The sequence below is a fragment of the Bradyrhizobium sp. USDA 10063 genome (assembly GCF_054063735.1).
Map to the genome: position 1 here is coordinate 8,127,546 of NZ_JBSSGP010000002.1, position 18,287 is coordinate 8,145,832.

13 protein-coding genes are annotated in these 18,287 nt (G+C 60.5%); all 13 read left to right on the top strand.

Features of this window, described 5'->3' with window-relative positions:
• Positions 1–1,020 precede the first annotated feature (1,020 nt).
• The 13 genes from tssA (at position 1,021) to ACVJGD_RS40240 (ending at position 18,257) form a co-directional block, all read left to right on the top strand.
• Positions 1,021–2,730, top strand: a complete 1,710-nt coding sequence (gene tssA / locus ACVJGD_RS40180; protein ID WP_456639315.1) for a type VI secretion system protein TssA — start codon at positions 1,021–1,023, stop codon at positions 2,728–2,730.
• Between the two features lie 34 nt (positions 2,731–2,764).
• Positions 2,765–3,256, top strand: coding sequence for a type VI secretion system contractile sheath small subunit (gene tssB / locus ACVJGD_RS40185; protein ID WP_456639316.1), 492 nt, complete (start codon positions 2,765–2,767; stop codon positions 3,254–3,256).
• Positions 3,257–3,290: 34 nt separating this feature from the next.
• Positions 3,291–4,775: a type VI secretion system contractile sheath large subunit gene (tssC, locus tag ACVJGD_RS40190; protein WP_456639317.1), complete on the top strand. Its 1,485-nt coding sequence runs from the start codon at positions 3,291–3,293 to the stop codon at positions 4,773–4,775.
• Positions 4,776–4,790: 15 nt separating this feature from the next.
• Positions 4,791–5,207, top strand: a complete 417-nt coding sequence (gene tssE / locus ACVJGD_RS40195) for a type VI secretion system baseplate subunit TssE (RefSeq protein WP_456639318.1) — start codon at positions 4,791–4,793, stop codon at positions 5,205–5,207.
• Positions 5,208–5,211: 4 nt separating this feature from the next.
• Positions 5,212–6,960 carry a type VI secretion system baseplate subunit TssF gene (gene tssF, locus ACVJGD_RS40200; protein WP_456639319.1) on the top strand — a complete coding sequence of 583 codons (1,749 nt, stop codon included), beginning with the start codon at positions 5,212–5,214 and terminating at the stop codon, positions 6,958–6,960.
• Positions 6,924–7,910 carry a type VI secretion system baseplate subunit TssG gene (gene tssG / locus ACVJGD_RS40205; RefSeq protein WP_456639320.1) on the top strand — a complete coding sequence of 329 codons (987 nt, stop codon included), beginning with the start codon at positions 6,924–6,926 and terminating at the stop codon, positions 7,908–7,910. The genes tssF and tssG overlap by 37 nt, the downstream gene beginning before the upstream one ends.
• A gap of 831 nt (positions 7,911–8,741) precedes the next feature.
• The gene (tagH, locus tag ACVJGD_RS40210; protein ID WP_456639321.1) at positions 8,742–10,415 is read left to right on the top strand and encodes a type VI secretion system-associated FHA domain protein TagH; all 1,674 of its coding nucleotides are present in this window, start codon (positions 8,742–8,744) and stop codon (positions 10,413–10,415) included.
• Between the two features lie 53 nt (positions 10,416–10,468).
• Positions 10,469–10,924: a type VI secretion system lipoprotein TssJ gene (tssJ, locus tag ACVJGD_RS40215; RefSeq protein ID WP_456639322.1), complete on the top strand. Its 456-nt coding sequence runs from the start codon at positions 10,469–10,471 to the stop codon at positions 10,922–10,924.
• 36 nt (positions 10,925–10,960) lie between these two features.
• On the top strand, positions 10,961–12,340 hold the full coding sequence (gene tssK, locus ACVJGD_RS40220; protein ID WP_456639323.1) for a type VI secretion system baseplate subunit TssK: 1,380 nt from the start codon (positions 10,961–10,963) through the stop codon (positions 12,338–12,340).
• Positions 12,341–12,511: 171 nt separating this feature from the next.
• Positions 12,512–13,207 (top strand): type IVB secretion system protein IcmH/DotU, encoded by a 696-nt coding sequence (icmH, locus tag ACVJGD_RS40225; protein WP_456639324.1) that lies wholly within the window; start codon positions 12,512–12,514, stop codon positions 13,205–13,207.
• 24 nt (positions 13,208–13,231) lie between these two features.
• Positions 13,232–16,825, top strand: coding sequence for a type VI secretion system membrane subunit TssM (gene tssM / locus ACVJGD_RS40230; protein ID WP_456639325.1), 3,594 nt, complete (start codon positions 13,232–13,234; stop codon positions 16,823–16,825).
• Complete coding sequence (locus ACVJGD_RS40235; RefSeq protein WP_456639326.1) at positions 16,822–17,373, top strand: PP2C family protein-serine/threonine phosphatase; 552 nt, start codon at positions 16,822–16,824, stop codon at positions 17,371–17,373. Before tssM ends, ACVJGD_RS40235 begins: the two co-directional genes overlap by 4 nt.
• 38 nt (positions 17,374–17,411) lie before the next feature.
• Complete coding sequence (locus ACVJGD_RS40240; protein WP_456640536.1) at positions 17,412–18,257, top strand: serine/threonine-protein kinase; 846 nt, start codon at positions 17,412–17,414, stop codon at positions 18,255–18,257.
• The last annotated feature ends 30 nt before the right edge of the window (positions 18,258–18,287 follow it).

Sequence of the window (18,287 nt, forward strand, 5' to 3'; positions counted from 1 at the left end):
GAGCGTCCGCCGATGGCTTCAAGCTGCTGCCCCGAGGCATTGGAGTAGCGCTTCCATGAGGAAGGCTAGGTCGCAGTTGGAGCAGATCTGATCGCGCAGCAGTTCTGCAGGCGACGAGCCCGTCCATCGATCAGGTCTGTTCGCGCGAAAAGATTGCGGCTGATGTTGCATGCTGAACTCTTTGCAGGTGCGTTGGACCTGCCCGACGTTGATCAATCGATAGGTGACATGTTTCTGTCATCTAGATCAATTGCTAGCGTTGGTAGTTGACCGGGACCCAAACGTTTGAAAGCTGACACGTACCTGACGCCGGAATCGCTGCTAAGCCCCGATAATGTCAAGATGTTTGTTCGTTCGCAGCAAAAATTGGAACACGAACGCTTTCGCGCAGTCAATGCGTGCATCGGGTTCATCGCGCTGGATAGTTGATCTTGCAATCCTGCGGGCGTTGTCGCGACCGGCGCGATGCGGGCTAAGGCCTTTAAGATCTCTCATTCTAGGACCTTTCGGACCGTTGAAAGCGTAGAGAGCCAACCTCGAGGTGCTTCGGTCCATAACGTTGCAGACGTGCGAACTCATACCGAAACCCATATCGCCTTAGATCTCTATTTCTGTATTGATTTAAGGAGCTTTGCTAGTATCCTGCGATGCGGCTCTGCCGGACACTTGTGGACTGGTCGTTTTCGCTTCTAAATCACCTTACGTAAACTACGCGGTGGATGTGGCCGTAATGGCTCAAGCCATATAGGAAAAAATGGCCAACGACAAATTAGCGAAGCTCCGCAAGGTGCGAGACGCGTAGCGCGGCTTATCCTAATGCTCCACCTGGCCGACAACTGAGGTGATAAAAAAAATCGCTAACGTGTTCTGACACCGACCGTCGGATCTGCAACATAGTGTCGGGGCGCGACACGTCTGCTTTAGCAGATAGCCTTTACAAATCAGGCCCTCGCAATTGGCACGAGCCTTGATAGGGAGATGTCGTGCAGCATCGCCTGCTCAAGGAGTCGCACTGATGGCTTGCAAGATTATCGCTTCTCAGTTCACTTTATGCGGCGGGTGCGAATTCGACTGCCCAAACGCCGCTATCCGTCTCAATGCGCGTCCGCGCACGATTTCGTGGCCGTGATCGACCACGGGTTCGCGGTTCGTGCGGACACCGATGCGCGCGCGCTCTACGGCGCTGCGCCTGTGCCCGGCGCTGTGCCCGCCGGCACCAGTGTCCGTGATGCGGCCGAATTCGAGCAGCTCGAAGCCGAGGTGCGGCGCATGGATGCTGGCGGACCAGCTGCGGTTGATTGGCGGAAAGTCAGTAAGCTGTCGCTCAATATCCTGGCGAACCAGTCAAAAGACATTCTGGTTGCCTGTTGGGCGACCTATGGTCTGTTTCGCACCGAGGGATATCAGGGCCTTGCCGTCGGTTTAGGCATCTTGCGCGGTATGGTGGACGCGCATTGGGAAGGGCTCTTTCCGCCGGTCAAGCGGGAACGTGCGCGGGTCGGAGCAGTCGATTGGCTCGTCGGTCGCGTTGGACCGGTAGTGGCTGACAATCCACCGACTGAGGCCGATTATCCGGCGGTACTTGCCGCCTATGATGCGCTTGATGATCTCGATCGGCAGTTCGGCGAGAAGCTGATCAGTGAACAGGTCGCTTTGGGCGAGTTAGCTAGGGCGCTGAGATCGCACTACGAAGAAGCCAAGCGCGCGAGCGCCGCTGAGGCTGAAGCCGCGGGTGACGCGGCCCGTGCTGCTGAGCAGGCCGCGGCCGCGCCGGCAGAGTTCGCTCCGCCGATTGACCAGCCTCATCCGGCGGTGATGGGTCCAACGGTACTGTCTGCCGCCGATGGCGACTGGGCCGGCTTGGCGGAACGCTTACCCGATATGCTGCGGCAGGCCGCCGCCGCCCTGCGCATCACATCTGGCGCAGACCCAAAGGTCTATCTGCTCAATCGAGTCGGCTCGTGGATGCGCTTTGACGCGCTGCCGCCCGATACGGCAGGCCGCACCGACGTGTTTCCGCCGGATAGCATCGCTGCGTTAGAAGCAATGGTTGCAGCCGGTCAGCACGCCGATGTCGTGAATTTGGTCGAAGAGATCGCTTGGACCGGACCGTTCTGGTTCGACGCTCACCGCCATGCCGCCAAGGCGCTGGCGCAAATGGGGCCGTCATTTGAGCCGGCAGCCGCGGTCGTGCGCGCTGCGGTCGCCATGCTGGTCACACGCTATCCGCAAATCCTGGAGCTTCATTTCAACGACGGCCGGCCGTTCGCGGACGATGAAACGCGTGCTTGGGCCGCCGTGGGTGCGAAAGATGGGTCGATCGGCCGTGATCCTGTGGAGGAGGCAGTCGCCGAGGCATACAAGCTGATCGGCGGCGGGCAGCCGCAGGCCGCACTCGAGAAGCTGTCCCGTGCGCTGGATGGCACGACCGGCGAACGTGCGCGTTTCGTCGGCCAGCTTGCGCAAGCACGTTTCTGCATCGAGACCGGCTTTGTTGCGACCGCCGCGGCGCTGCTGGAGCACATGGAAGGGGTTGTCGCCGAGCGCGAACTGGAAAGCTGGGAGCCCGCGCTTGCGCTCGAAATTGCCGAACTGCGCTTCCGCGCGATGACCCATTCCGACTCGCAACAGATGATCGACGAGCCTCGCCGTCGTCTCGCGCTGGAGCAGATTAGAACACGGGTCGCACGCATCGACATCGCACGTGCGAGCCGGCTCGCTCGCCACTGATTTCGCCAAAGTCAAGGTCGTAACGGGAGCTCATATGGCAAAGGAAAGCTCGGTCGCTCCGAAGGAGCGCATCAATATCCGCTTCAAGCCCGCAACCGGCAACCTCAAGGAGGATGTCGAGCTCCCGCTCAAGCTGTTGGTTTTGGGCGACTTCACCGGACGGGCCGATGACCGCCCGGTTGAGGATCGGGAGCTCGTCAGCATCAACAAGGACAATTTTGACGAGGTGGTCAAAGGTAAGGAACTGAGCCTCGATATGTCCGCTGACAACAAGCTCGACGATTCGGCCGAGGCCGGCAAGCTGTCCATATCCCTCAAGTTTGAGAGCCTGAAGGACTTCGAGCCCGAGCGTGTTGCACAACAAATCTCGGAACTGCGCGCGTTGACCGAATTGCGCGCGGCTCTCATCGCACTTAAGAGTCCGCTTGGCAACGTGCCAAGCTTCCGTAAAGCCATCCAGAACCTGCTCGAAGACGACGGCGCGCGGCCGCGCCTCCTGAGCGAGCTCACCGTCAAGGGCGAGTAAGCGGATCGATAAGCGTTCAAGGAGCGAAGGCGCTATGACCGATACAAGCGTGCAGCAAGTGGCCGAAGTCATCCCACCGACAACTGACCTTTCGCTGCTGGATCTGGTTCTCGTCGAAACCAAGATCACCCCGCGCGACGAGGGTTACGACGTCGCCCGCCGGGGTGTCGCGGCGTTCCTCGCCGAGCTCACCAAACCGGGGCGGGCCGAGGAGAAGGTCGACAATGCGCTTGTCGATCGGATGATCGCGGAGATCGATCGCAAGATCTCAGAACAGCTCGACGCGGTGCTGCACACCGACGAGTTTCAAAAGCTCGAGTCGGCCTGGCGCGGGCTTAAGTTCTTGGTCGATCGCACCGATTTCCGTCAGAACATTAGAATAGAAATTCTCAGCGTCAGCAAGGATGAGCTGCTCACCGATTTTGAGGATAGCCCGGAAATCGTCAAGTCCGGCCTGTACAAGCACGTCTACACCGCCGAGTTCGGCCAGTTCGGCGGCGAGCCCGTGGCGGCCATGGTAGCGAATTATGAGTTTAGCACCGGCAGCCAAGACGTTAAGCTCATGCGCTACATGAGCGCGGTAGGCGCTATGGCGCATGCGCCGGTCATTGCCTCCGCGAGGCCGGACATGTTCGGGGTCGAATATCATGAGGAGATCGCAAATCTCCGGGACCTGCAATCAATCTTTGAGGGGCCAAAATACGCCAAGTGGAAATCGTTCCGCGAAAGTGAGGACGCACGCTATTTCGGCCTGACGCTACCGCGTTTCCTGCTGCGCTTGCCCTATGGGCCGGATACGGTTCCAGTAAAGAGTTTCAACTACCGGGAAGCGTCGGATAGCGAAACGGACAACTATTTATGGGGCAACGCCATTTTTGCCTTCGCAACGCGCCTGACCGAAAGCTTCGCCAAGTATCGCTGGTGCCCGAACATCATCGGCCCGCAGTCGGGCGGGGCGGTGGAGGACCTCAATCTGCATGTCTACGAGTCGATGGGACAGTTGCAGTTCAAGGTCCCGACGGAGGTCCTCATCTCGGACCGGCGCGAATTCGAACTCGCCGAACAGGGCTTCATGGCGCTGACCATGCGCAAGGGCTCGGACAACGCCGCCTTCTTCTCGGCCAATTCTGTGCAGAAGCCGAAGTATTTCGGCAACACCCAGGAAGGCAAGACAGCCGAGCTGAACTACAAGCTCGGCACCCAGTTGCCGTACATGTTCATCATCAACCGTTTCGCGCACTATATCAAAGTGCTGCAACGCGAGAACATCGGCTCGTGGAAGAGCAAGGAAGAGCTGCAGAGCGAGCTCAACGACTGGATCCGCCAGTATGTCGCTGATCAGGAGAATCCGTCAGCAGAAGTACGTTCGCGGCGGCCCTTGCGGAAGGCGGAAATCACAGTTGAGGACGTGGAAGGTGAACCGGGCTGGTACAGCGTCGGCATAGCTGTCGTTCCACACTTGAAGTACATGGGCGCGGATTTTGCCTTGACGCTAAAGGGTAAGCTCGACAAGCAATAGAGAGGTGGGCAGGCGATGTTCGACCGTAGCCTTCTTGAACGCTTGGAAGCAGCAACAGCGCCCGTGGTCAAATTGCAGAAGCAGGGTTCGTTCGACAGTATCCAGGCCAGTGTCCTGGAAAATCTGCGCCGGATCCTGAACTCCCGCCAGGGCTGCTGCGAGGTACGGCCTGACTTCGGTATGCCAGATCTCAACGATGCGATCGGGCAGGGTGCCGAGGCGGTGCGCGCGGTCGCACATTCGCTCAAGCAGCAGATCGAGATGTTCGAGCCGCGCCTCAAGAATATTTCAATCCGCTTTCATGCCGATCCCAACAACCCGCTGCAGCTGATATTCCACATCAACGCGATGCTGAATTATCCTGACCAGGTGGAACGTGTCTCGTTCGATACCATCTTGGGCGACGACAAGCGCGTCCGCGTGAGGGGCTGAATCGATGGCCCTTAACCCCCATTACGAGGATGAGCTGTCCTATTTACGCGAGCTCGGCCGCGACTTTGCCCAAGCCAATCCGAAGCTTGCGCCCTTTCTCGGGCGTGACGCCACTGATCCCGACGTGGAGCGGCTGTTGGAAGGCTTCGCCTTCCTTGTCGCGCGGCTGCGCCAGAAGCTCGACGATGAATTCCCAGAGTTCGTCCATGACCTGTTGCGGATGGTATGGCCGCAATATCTTCAAGCCCTGCCGCCGATCACGACGCTGGCCTTTGCGTTGAGGCCATCGGCGAGCGCCGCGAGCCTGAACGTGCCGGCGGGCACGAGCGTCCGCTCACGCCCGATTGAGGGAACGAACTGCACTTTCGTCACCTGCTACCCAATTGACGTGCTGCCACTGGAGATCAACGACGTCCAGCTCGAGAACCGGACGACTTCGGCCCGCCTGACCTTGGGTATCAAAGCGACCGGTCAACAAAACCTGTCATGCCTTCAGAATGGCCGGCTTCGCCTTTTCTTCTCGACGGAGCGAGAGCCGCAAGTGGGGCGCTGCCTATTGACCTGGTTGTGCCGTCACGTCACGCAGGCAACTGTTAGCGTAGCGGATCGACGCATCGCCGCTATCGGTTCAGCACAGATCGCGCCAATCGGGTTTGGCGATGACGAGGCCGTTTTGCCCTGGCCACGCAATGACTTCTCAGGATTCCGAATCATTCAGGAATATCTGAGTTATCCGTCGAAATTTCTCTACGTCGAACTGTCCGGTCTTAAGCCAGTCGGGGCCCACGCGGAGACACAGTGCAGGCTCAGCCTCGAGTTTCAGCGTCCGTTCCCGCCGCAATTGCGCTTGGGCCAGGGCCAGATTCGCTTGAACTGCACGCCAGCGATCAATGTGTTCAGCCACGGGGCGTCGCCGATCCGTCTAGAGCGGGCGAAGACGGAATACCGCGTCCTTGCCTCCGGAGGGCCGAACTTCAGCGTCCGTTCCGTCGATCGCGTGACCGGGCATGTGCAAGGGCGCCCCGAACGCATCGACGTTGAGCCATTCGAGCTGTTGCGCCACGATCTACCCGGCGCTGAGCGCAATCGCACTTACTTTCGCCAGCGTATCCGCCCCGCAGTGGTCGGCCGGGGCGTCGATCACTATGTAAGCTTCGTCGATCGGCTCGACATCAGCCAACATCCGCCGATCGAGGTCGCCTCGTTGCAACTGACCTGTTCCAATGGACCTATCGCCGACCGGCTGCCGGTTGGTGCAGTCGATCTTCCGACCTCCGACACGCCTCGTTCGGTCACCTTCTCCAACATCACGGCGGTGGTCGCAGAGGTGCCGCCACCGGTCAATGACGGCCTGTTGCGGAGACTGACGGCCAATCTGGCACGCAATTACGGCGGTATCGGCAATGTTGACACGCTGCGCACGGTGTTGGCCAGCTACGATTTCCGTGCGGTTTATGACATTCAGGCGCGCCGCCGCCTGGAGTTGTTGCTCGAAGGCCTCAACCAGTTCGCAACCACCGACACCGATCACGTGATACGCGGTGCGCCGATCCGGATGCGCAACATCGAATTGGCCATGGTCGACAGCAAGATCGGCGGTGAGGGCGAATTGTTCCTGCTGGGGGCCGTGCTCGACGCTTTCTTCGGGACCTTCGCCGGCATCAATATGCTGCACCGGTTTTCGGTCCGCGGCACGGAAAGCAACGCGCATTATACATGGCCAGCGAGAACCGGATCGATCACGCCGTTCTGACCGCGCCTCATGATCTCAAGGAGCTCGCAACCTACGGCTTCTTCTCGCTCGCCGCGCTCCTCGAAGGTCGCTTCAGCGACGCTCCTCCAATCGGATCCACTGACAATCCCGAGCGTGAGGCGGTTCGCTTTCGCGCGGCGGCGACGCTCGGCTTTCCGGCCGAGGAGATCGCGGAAGTCAGACAGGTCAAGGCAGCCGGCGAGCGGCTAGAGGTGTACGTCAATTTTTTGGGGCTGCACGGCCCCTCGTCGCCGCTGCCGCCCTTCTACACCGAACGTGTGATGCACGTCGACGGCACAGCACCGCTCGCCGATTTTTTCGATTTTTTCAATCACCGTCTGATCAGCTTGCTGCTGCAGATTTGGCGGTACTATCGCCACCATTTGCGGTTCGAGAAGGGGGCAACCGACGCGATCTCGGTGCTCGTTGGTGCGCTCTTTGGGCTCATGCCCAGGGAAAGTACTGCCGACGAACGCGAATGGCGGGCGCGGCTGCTGCCTCATGCCGGTGTCCTTGCATTGTGCAGCCGGTCGGCGCGGCTCATGGCCAGCGTGATTGCCAGCCATCTGGATCTTTCGGTCCGGATCGAGGAATTCATTTGGCGCGAGATCGACATTCCGCCGGAGGCGCAGTGGCGGCTAGGCCGCCCTGGTCTAGAGCTTGGCGTTGACACCCTTGCTGGTGAAACCATGCCGGACGTGGTGGGCAAATTCCGCCTCTGCCTTGGGCCGCTCAATCAACGGCAGTTTCGGTCGCTGCTGCCCGGCCGCGAGGCCCACGCCATCCTTTGCCGTCTTATCAATGTCATCTTGCGCGAACCCCTGGCCTGGGATCTCAAGCTAGAGCTGGCGCCCGGTCAGACGCCGGAATGGGCTCTGGGCGAAGGAGAATTGGGCTGGACGACATTGATCGACCCGCCCAAGGGGACAAAAAGCTCAGTCTTGTTGTGATTGCCATCGACGGTTCACGCGTCAGGTTCGATGGATTGAAGCCGCGAGTTGCTCGATCTCGAGCGTGATGACTTTCCTCCGAATCACCATCTCGCTTTAGATCTTTCTTTGAGCATGATCTTTTTCGGAAAACCGGTATCCACTTTTCCGGATCATGCTTTAGCAGGCGTTCTTTGACGCGTTGAAGGGTCGAAACCAAAAATCGCCGCCGGCCGGCATCCAGCGGTGGCCGAAGTGGCGGTTAACGGGCTCAGCAAGGATGAACAACACCTTTGGGATGAGGCGACTAGACGTCACATCCGGATCAGACCGGGTTGACGCTTGTCCAATGTCTGACGGCCGCACGATCTTCGTCACGTTCGAAACACCAGCCGTCATTTGCCAAGCCGCAATTCTTCAAGCCCTAATCAGTAGCTTAAATAGCGAGATGACATTGGCACGACCGTTGCTAAAGAAGAGCATCATGAGATGCGGCGACACTGAGTGAGGGCTTCAAGACATGAAGACACGCAAGACGAGCGATGCTTCCTTGAACCCGTGTGCCTCGTTTCTGAGAGGGACACCAAGCACGACCTCCAATGCATCGATAGAGCGCACGAAAAGACCTGCTCTTTCTTCCTGCACAACAGCGTTTGAGAGCCGGTCGATCGGGCTTCCAACATGATGCGAAAAGGGCAGCAATACTGGCGCCGCGCGCAAGTCTCTTGCGAGGCTCGGATACTGACGCGTGCCGGTAAGCAAGGCTGAACAAGGTGTCGGATGCGCGTCATTCTTGGAGTCGTCGGAGCGAACGCTGAAGCCTTGGGCCGTAACGCAAAAAAGGCGTTCGGAGTGGAAGGTGGCTCCCTCGGGCGCGGACAAAGCTGCCAGTGGCAGCTTCCAGATCCAACCAACACGCTGTCGGCCCGGCACGCGCTGATCGCATTCAACGGCATCGGCTTCACGATCACCGACACCAGCACCAATGGTGTCTACATCAACACCGTGGACACGCCGTTGGGACGCGGCAATGCGGCGCCGTTGACCGATGGCGATACATTATACATGGCGAGTTACATCATCTCAGTGATGATCGAGAACGATCCAGTCGAGAAACATCAACGGCTCGGGTTGACGGGCTCGAACGCCGTGCCCGTCGGCCGTGTAGCGCCAGCCAAGTCGTCGCCTTCACTCGCCCAAAAGCTCCCCGATGCACTCATTAGGACTGCCGGACCGTTGGGCAGCGATACGAATCTTCAACTCGATCCGTTGCTGGCGGCTGGGGGACGCCAGGCGTCCTCCTATTCGCCTGCACAACAGAGGCCGCAGGCCGCAGTTCCACCACAAACGCGCGATCCCCTGCTTGAAGACGAGGCGCTCGGCAAGGAAGAAGTCTCTGCCGAGCCAAATCTGCTAACAGATTTTCCTCGTACGGCGCGACTGTCGAACGCGACCAACGCGAAAGCGCCGTCCTCGCACGCGCTGTTCGGCAAAATGCCATCAATTCCGGTGCCCTCGGTGGCGCCCCCATTTGTCGAGCCATCGCATCGGCCGCCCTTGGCACTTAACGATGGCAGTGATGGGCCGCCCAATGGCCATCCTGCACCGCTCATTCCAGAGGACCTTGACCTCAGCGATCTGTTGCCGGGTGCGGCCTCGCGCCGAGCGCCGCCTGTGCCACCGCAGCGAGCGAATCCGAGCCTCGGTGCGCCAAGAGCCGCGCTTCAGCTCGCGCGTAAGCCGCGTGCTCCTGCTCTGGCCAATGATCTCGGGTCATTATGCGCTCCCGGCGTATCGGCGCCGCCGCCTGGAGAGCGCGAGCTTATTCGGTTAGCTATCCTGAGGCGGCGGGATGCGCAGCCGGTAATCGGCGCTCCGGAGCTTGACAAGGCGGCACCCATCGCGGCGCCGCTTTCGCCCGCGGCCTCGACGCTCGACAAGGACGAACTGCAGGAGTTCTGGAGCGCGCTCGGATTGGATCCGGACCTCGTGCCGCTGGCGCGGCGGCGGGAGGTCTTCGCCGAGCTCGGCCGCGCCCTGGCTGAAATGGCCCAGGGCCTACATTCGATTCTCGCGGCGTGGGCTATGGCCAAGAAAGAGTTCCAGATCGACCCGAGGCGGATACGCGCTGGCAGCAATGTTTTCAAGTTCATGAAAAGCGGTCATGGCGCGCTGCGCGAGGCGCTCGAAAAGCATCATGGATTCCTGCCGCTTTCCCAGGCGGTGCGCGAAGGCTTCGACGACATCAAGGCGCATGAACTCGCGGCCATAGCGGCGATGCGAAACGCAGTCGGCAATGTGCTAACGCACATGAGCCCGCAGCGAATCGAGAGCGACGGCGCCAATAGCGGGCTTTTCGGCGCCCGCATCAGAAAGGCCAAGTTGTGGGACCGGTTTGTCGAACTGCACGCATCGATGGTCAATGACATCGATCAGATCGCGCGCAGCTATATCGCGGAGGAGTTTGCCCGAAGCTACGAGTCGCAGCTCTCGGTGCCAGGCCAGGCTGCAAAGAAGACGAAGTGATGGTCCCACCGAACAAGCTTCACCGGTTGTCCGTGGTTAGCGGTGCGCTGCTAGTGGCTACCGCAGCGGTCAGTTGCGCGACTGATAAGAGCTCGAAAACGACGCCAATCAAATTCGTGATCCAGGCCGATCAGCTCGTCAATCCAAACGCGCGCGGCGAACCGTCGCCGGTTGTCGTTCGTATCTATGAGCTGAAGTCGACGACCAATTTCGTCCAGGCGCAGTTCTTCGAGCTGTTCGACGATGACGCCAAGCGTCTCGGCGCTGATCTGGTCGCTAAACGCGAGATCGAGCTGCAGCCTGGCGAGAAAGTCGATTTCGAGCGCAACACGCCGGTCGAGACGCGAAATATCGGCGTGATCGCCGGTTTCCGCGGCGGCGATGATGCGCAATGGCGCTCGACTGCCAAAATCAAGGCCGACCGCGACAACACGATCTTGGTGAAACTTACGGCGCAGGCGATCAGCATTGAGGAAGAGGCGAGCCGAAACTGGTGGAAGGTGTTCTGATCACGTCTTTTGCGGTCCTGGCGGAGCGCCGGGCCGTTGGATCTTTCTAAGAATAAACAAAAGGCGACTGAAGCAGTGTCTGTGACAAGCAAACCGATCTGGTCGGAAGGCATGTTGGTGCGGCCGCACCACTTGCAACAATACGATCGCTGGATCGAACAACTGCTCGAGAACCGCGTCGTCGGTCTGGTCGGCCACGGCTGGGGCGTTCGAAAAATTGCCTTTGATCGCGACCTCCTGGCGCTCGGACAAGTCGCCCTTACCGAACTCGAGGCCATTATGCCTGACGGTACGGCGCTACGCTTGCCGGAGCATGCTCGCCTGCCGGCCGGACGAAGCCCTCCGGCGGCGGCGAGGAGCCTATTGGTCAAGATAGCCGTGGGTATACGCCAGCACACCGGCAGCAATCTCTTTTCCGGGGATGCACCTGCGCGCCGCCACGGTGAGGAGGTCTTGCAGGTCCGCAATGCGACCGCGCCGGAGAAGCCTCCCGTCGATATTAATGTTGCGGCGCTGCAAACATATGTCCTATTCGACGGCGAAGAGCAGAGCGATCTGATCACGCTGCCTATTGGCCGCATCCGGGATATCGATTCGGCCGGCGCGATCACGTTGTCCGACACCTACCTCCCGCCAGCCATCGACATCCACGCGATGCAACCGCTGATCGCAATGCTGAACGAGGTCAGATCGCTGTTGCGGACGCGTGCTGAGGCGCTTGCTGCGCGCGCCGATCCGTCGCGCTCGACGCCAGACGGCGCGGGACTGATCGATCTTGTCACCTTGTCCATCGTGAATGGCGCCGAAGCTATTTTCGACCATTTCGCAGCGACACGCGGGCATCATCCTGAAACTCTCTTCCGCGCGCTGCTTGGCCTCGCAGGACGGCTGTCGAGCTTTGCCGGCGATCGTCGTAAACTGGAAGATATGCCCGCCTATCGGCATGAGGATCTCGAGAACAGCTTCATGCCGCTGGCAGGTGTCCTGCGCAAGCTGTTGTCCGTTGTAATGCAGAGCGCCGCAATATCGCTCCCGTTGCAGGATCGCGGTTACGGCATCCTCATCGCCATCATCGTCGATCGCACCTTGTTTCAGGACTGTCGCTTCGTTCTCGCCGCTGTCGCGAGCGTACCGACCGAAACATTGCGCAACCAGCTTCCGGCGCAAATGAAAATAGGTTCGGTCGAGCAGATACGCGATCTCGTTAATCTTCAGCTCCCGGGGGTTCCCATTCGCGCGCTGCCCGTGGCACCACGCGAGATGCCCTATCTCCAGAATGCGGTCTATTTCGAGCTGGACCAGTCGGTGGAGCTGTGGCGCACCCTGCCGCGCGCGGCGGCCTTTGCGTTCCACGTCAGCGGCGACTACTCGGATCTGCATCTCGAATTTTGGGCCATCCGAGCCAAACGTGGGTGACGAAGGCTGAAACACATGGATGAGCCGACAGTCATTGCACGCAGACCAATCGGTCCGACCCGACGCGGGCAATCCTCCGGTGGCGTTTCGCCGAAGCTCGCCGCCACGGTCCCTTCCGCGCCATCGCCAGCATCTAACCCCGGCGAAGTTCGGGCGGCCCATGATGCCGAAATGCTCGCGCAAAATCTCTTTGAGCCAAAGGCGGCGGAAGACGTGTTAGTTGCGGCCGCGGCACCGCTCTTTTTGCTCGTCGCGCAGCTTCGAGCCGTCGAGAACGCCGATATAGGCGCGCTGCGCCGCGGAATTTGCGAACAAATCCGCCGCTTCGAGGAACGCGCCGTCAAATATCAGGCGCGTAGCGGCGATGTGAGCGTCGCCCGTTACGTGATGTGCGCGCTCGTCGACGAGGCGGTGATGACCACGCCTTGGGGCGGCGAAAGCGCCTGGAGCGACAACAGCCTGCTGAGCCAGTTCCATAACGAGACCTGGGGCGGCGAGAAGGTCTTCCAGATCCTTGAGCGCGTCGAAGGTGAGCCGGCCAAATATCTCGGGCTGCTCAAGCTCATCAATCTCTGTTTGCTGATGGGCTTCGAAGGAAAATATCGCGTGGTGGAAGGCGGGCGCGAGCGACTTGAAGACCTGCGTTCAAACATCCATCGCCTCTTGCGGGAATATACAAGCCCGCCGCCTGCGGAGCTATCCAGCCAATGGCGCGGCATCAGCGCGCGCGCCGGCATGCGTAGCTACATGCCGTTGTGGATTGTCTTCCTCGCCGCCGCCCTTGTGGCGATCATCGGCTATGGCTTCATGCGCTGGCGCCTGTCGGCCGAATTACAGACTGTCGAGCAGTTGCTCGATTTGCGCTGAGAGGCGCTATCAAGGGAGGCGCAGGTGTTCAGAGCTCAATTCGCGGCGCTCTTCTCGGTTAGAGGCATCATAACGCTTGCCGGCTTGGTGGCGATTAGCGTGCTCATTTGGTTCGGCGGCCCTTATGTCGACCTGTTCGGTCGACATCCGTTCGATTCGGTGACCGTTCGCGCGCTCATAATCGCAGGCCTGTTTTTTTTGGTCGTGCTTGTCACCCTTGCCCGTTATTGGCTGGCGCGCCGCGCCAATCGGCGCGTCATCAAGTCGCTGATGGAAGGCGAGGGCCTCATCGCGCCCATCAACGATCGCCGCCACGAAGAGCTCGAACTGATCCGTAGGCGCTTCGAGGACGCGCTGACGGTCCTGCGCGATACGGTGTTCGCCGGCAAGCGGGGACCGAGCTATCTCTTTGAGCTACCCTGGTACATCATCATTGGCCCGCCCGGCGCCGGCAAGACGACGATCCTGCGCAACTGCGGCCTTCAGTTCCCGCTGTCCGAGCGGCTTGGCATCGACCCGGTCGCGGGCTTCGGCGGCACGCGAAACTGTGACTGGTGGTTCACCGAAGAAGCAGTCTTGATCGACACGGCAAGCCGTTACACCACGCAGGATACGGACCCCGAGGTCGATCGTGCGGCTTGGCTCGGCTTTCTTGATCTTCTCGCGACACATCGGCGCCGGCGGCCGATCAACGGTATCTTAGTTGCGATCAGCCTGTCCGATCTCGTGCTGTCCAACGAGAACGGGCAGCGGCGGCACGTCGAGTCAATTCGTTCGCGGATACAGGAGCTGCTGACGACCTTCGGCATGCGCATTCCGGTCTATGTTCTGGTGACAAAATGCGATCTGGTGTCCGGCTTCGCTGAGTATTTCGACAATCTCGACAACGAAGACCGTGCCCAGGTTTGGGGCAAGACCTTTCCCCTTGAGGGAACTGGTGATCGCGTCGACGACGTCGTGATCCTTCAGATGCAGGAGCTTGCCGAGCAGCTCGAGGCAAAACTGCCTCTGCGTATGCATCACGAACGCAATCTCAGCCGTCGTGCTATCATGTATGCGTTCCCGAAAGAATTCTGGGGCATCCGGACCGCAATCGCCGGCTTCGTTAGCGAGGTCTTCCGATCCAGCCGCTTCGAAGTGCTACCGATGCTGCGCGGGGTCTACTTTACCAGCTGCACCCAGGAGGGAACACCGATCGACCGGATGGTCCGTGCGATCAGGGGGAATTTTGGTCTGCAGCCGGCCCCACGCATGCCCTCAACCGGGACGGGGAAGGCGTTCTTCATCAAGAGGTTGCTGACCGACGTGATCTTCGCCGAGCAAGGTCTGGTCGGCCGCAATTTGAAACTCGAACGCAAGCTCGCGCTGGTGCACGGCGCCGGCTATGTTGCGGCAATTATGCTGGCGGTGGTCGCATTGACGCTGTGGTACGGCGCTTTGGCCCGCAGCGAGGCGCGCATCGCTGACACCAGGATGGCCGCGCAGACAACCCACGCGCGCCTGCAGGAAATACGCGGACCGTTGGACCTGAAGACGGTCTTGCCGACCCTCAATGCCGCGCGCCAGCTGCGTCTGGCTACCGGCGAGGACAGCTGGCTTGCCTGGCTTGATGGCGTCGGCATTTCGGCGACCCCGGCGCTCGCGCCGGCTGCGCAACATGCCTACGACCACATTCTGCTCGATCGGCTGCTGCCGGTTTTCGCAAGCAGCCTCGCTGTCCGCATCGATAGGCTGTTGCGCGCCGGCAACGACACTTTGCTGGACAAGGTCAGGGACGTGTTCCGCACGTATTTGATGCTGAGCGATCCGGGGCATTTCGACCGCGGCAAAGTCGAGCAGTCCGCGCGCAATGAAGTCGCGCTCGCGTTTGCGCTCGATCCGACCTCAGCGGCCGAACTAAACCAGCATTTTAAGCGCCTCATCGAGTTGCTGCCGAACCCCATCAATGTCGACCAGCAATTTGTCATGGCGGTGCGGGCGCAGCTGACCAAGCGCTCCCCCGTCGAGCAGGTCTACGCGCGTCTCTTACTTGAAGGTGAACAGAACACGCGGCTGCGGCCGATCGACCTGGTCAGCCTGCTGGGCTCCGGCCAGCTTGAGATCGCGCCGACGGGTACCTCTCCGATTGCCTTCCCCGCAATTGGTCAGCAGGAGCGCGCTTATGCAAGCGCTGCCGCGATAATTCCGGGCATCTTCACGCGCGAGGGGTTCCTTAATTTCGTGCTGCCGCGCCTGCCGCTCCTCGTTCGAGAAGAGCAGAGTGCCGACTGGGCGCTCGCCGGTAGCCGGCTCGACGGGGCGGATACGCAGCAGGTCACCCTCAAGGTCATGGATCGGTATGTTGCTGACTATATCCGCATTTGGACAAATGCCCTGAGCAGCATCCGCGTCGTCACGTTCGACGATATGCAGCGCGGCTCAGCGATCCTGCGCGGGCTGGCCGGTTCGCAAAGCGCGCTGCAGCAGATCATTTCCTTGGTTCACGACAACACTAACCTGCCGTCGCCCGAAGAGGGTCTTGCTGCAAAGGCCCGTGCTGCCCTCGCCGCCGTTGGCGGTGCCACGGCCGTTTTGCCGGCGGAGTTCGGCGACACACCTTGGCCGGGAAGACGGATCACTGAAGCGTTCCGCCCTCTGGCTCAACTGGCCATAGCCGAGGGGTCGGGACAGTTGGCAGGCATGGACCACATCCGCGATCTATTCGGCGGCCTCTCCGCAGCGATGGCCAGCATCGCGACCGCGCCGGATCCAGGCGAGGCCGCCTTTCAGCTCGTTCGGCGGCGCGTCAAGGACCCGAAAAACGACGCCTTCGGCGCCTTGCGCGCCGACTCGGCGCTGCGGCCGCAGCCGCTCCGCACCATCATGAACGATATCGCGCTCGCGGCATGGAGCGTCTTGCTCAAACAGGCGCACGACTATGTGGATGCGGTTTGGGCGCGCGAAGTGGTCCCGGTCTGCCAGGCCGCCATTTTCCAACGCTATCCATTGTTCGCATCTGCGAGTGAGGATGTGACTCTCAAGGATTTCGGCGACTTCTTCCGTCCCGGCGGCGTTATCGACGATTTCTTTCAAAGATACTTGTCGCCGCTGGTCATCGAGCGCCGCACCGGCCTTGTGCCGGCGACCATCGATGGCGCGGCGGCGCCCATCCGTGCGGATGCGCTGGCTCAATTTCAGCGCGCGCGGGAAATTCGCAAGGCGTTCTTCAACGGCTCGGGCTCGGCACCGGCCGTGAAGTTCAGCATCAAGCCGGTCTTTCTCGACCCCAACCTGCTGCGCGCGACGTTTGTCATCGACGGCAAGGAAATCATCTATCGTCACGAGGCGCCGCGTGCCTACGACCTCGAATGGCCGACTCGAACGGATGCAAGCACGACCTCCGTCACCCTCGCCGCCGCGGATGGAACCGAGGAGAGGGTCGAACGCTCAGGTCCATGGGCACTGTTCCGGCTCGTCGATACATCGCGGCTTTCCTCGCGTGGCACTTCCGATCGTTTTACCATCACCATCGGCAAGCCTGACAAGCCCAACGTAACCTACGAACTGCGCGCGGCAAGTGTGAGCAATCCGTTCAGCCTGAGTGTCCTTCGTTCGTTCCGATGCCCGGATAACCTATGACAGCAGCCGTCGAAGTTCTTTCCGTTATTTCCGGTGCCATGGTGACGAATGCCGCCGTCGTCACGTCGAGGCAGCAGTGCTTTTCCGTAAATGAAGCCCTATTCCGGGAGGTCGCTTCGTGGCTGGGCCATGTCATCATCGGATCGACCCTGGCTGCGATCATTATTAGCGAGCATTTCGCCGTCTGCATTTTTTTGAGCGACACGAGTGTCAATCCGCGGCGACGGGGTGAACTCTATCGGCTCACCAAGAAACACACGCTTGAGGCCGAGGAAGATATCGAGGAGGCCGGCGGCATCCTGACCCGGGCGGTCGGTTCGGCCAAGACGCCGGTGCTGAAACTGCAGGTGAGGACAATCAAGCCCAGCGACACGCCCCTGGCGTGCAGCGACGGCATCAAGAAGGTACTGTCGCATCACGAGCTGAATGGATTTCTGGCCGAGCCTATTGAGGGTCTAGCTGTGGGGGTGTTGGCTCGCACTATCGCACAGGGAGCAACCGATGATGTTAGTCCGATTGTCTTCCACTTGGATGGTGCGGGACCGTGAGCGCGTCTTCGGAATGTTCGGTCGCACCCTTGGGATACGTGCTCGGCGGCCGTTTCGACCTCGTGGAAGTGATCGGCGAGGGCGGCATCAGCACCGTCTATCGTGCGATAGATCGGATCGGCCACTTCGCGCGCGAAGGTGATCCCGAAGTGGCAGTGAAGGTCATCCGACAATGTCCGAGCATGCGCCAGGAAGTCGTCGAGCTGCTGCACCGCCAGGCGCGCCTTTTTCGTGACCTGGTACACCGGAACTTAGTGCGAACATATGACAGCGATTACGACGGAAGGTACCACTATTTTGTCATGGAGCTTCTAAATGGCCGCTCGCTCGCGCAGATCCTGGCCGATCGTCAGGGCCGGCCGCTGTCAGCCGATGTGTCCTTTCGTGTCATCCGCGCGGCAGGGCAGGGACTCGCCCACATGCACCGCCTCGGCATCGTCCATGGTGATCTCAAACCGGCAAACATTTTCATGACGTCGACGGGGGAAGTCAAAATTCTGGACTTTGGGACGGTGCTGATGCTCGACGTTTCGCCGCTACGCGACAAGGCCATGCTCGATCAAATCGGCCTGCTGACGCCGGCTTATGCTTCGCCAGAGATGCTGATGGGCGGACCACCGGCGGAAACCGACGACGTCTATTCTCTCGCGGTGGTAGCCTATCTGGCCTTGACCGGCACGCACCCATATGGGCGGCGGCAGGCCGACGAGGCGCTCAAGGAGAATCTGACACCGCCGCCGCCGCCGACCATTTCGCCGGCGCAATGGCGGGTGATCGCTTCAGGGCTTGCCCTCAACCGCCGCGACCGCATCCAGACAGTCGGTGAGTTCGTCCAGCGTCTCGGCCGCCCGCCCTGGTTTTACCGGTTGTGCGGCCAGCGCTAGCCATGCGGCCATCGTAAAACGATCAAGGAG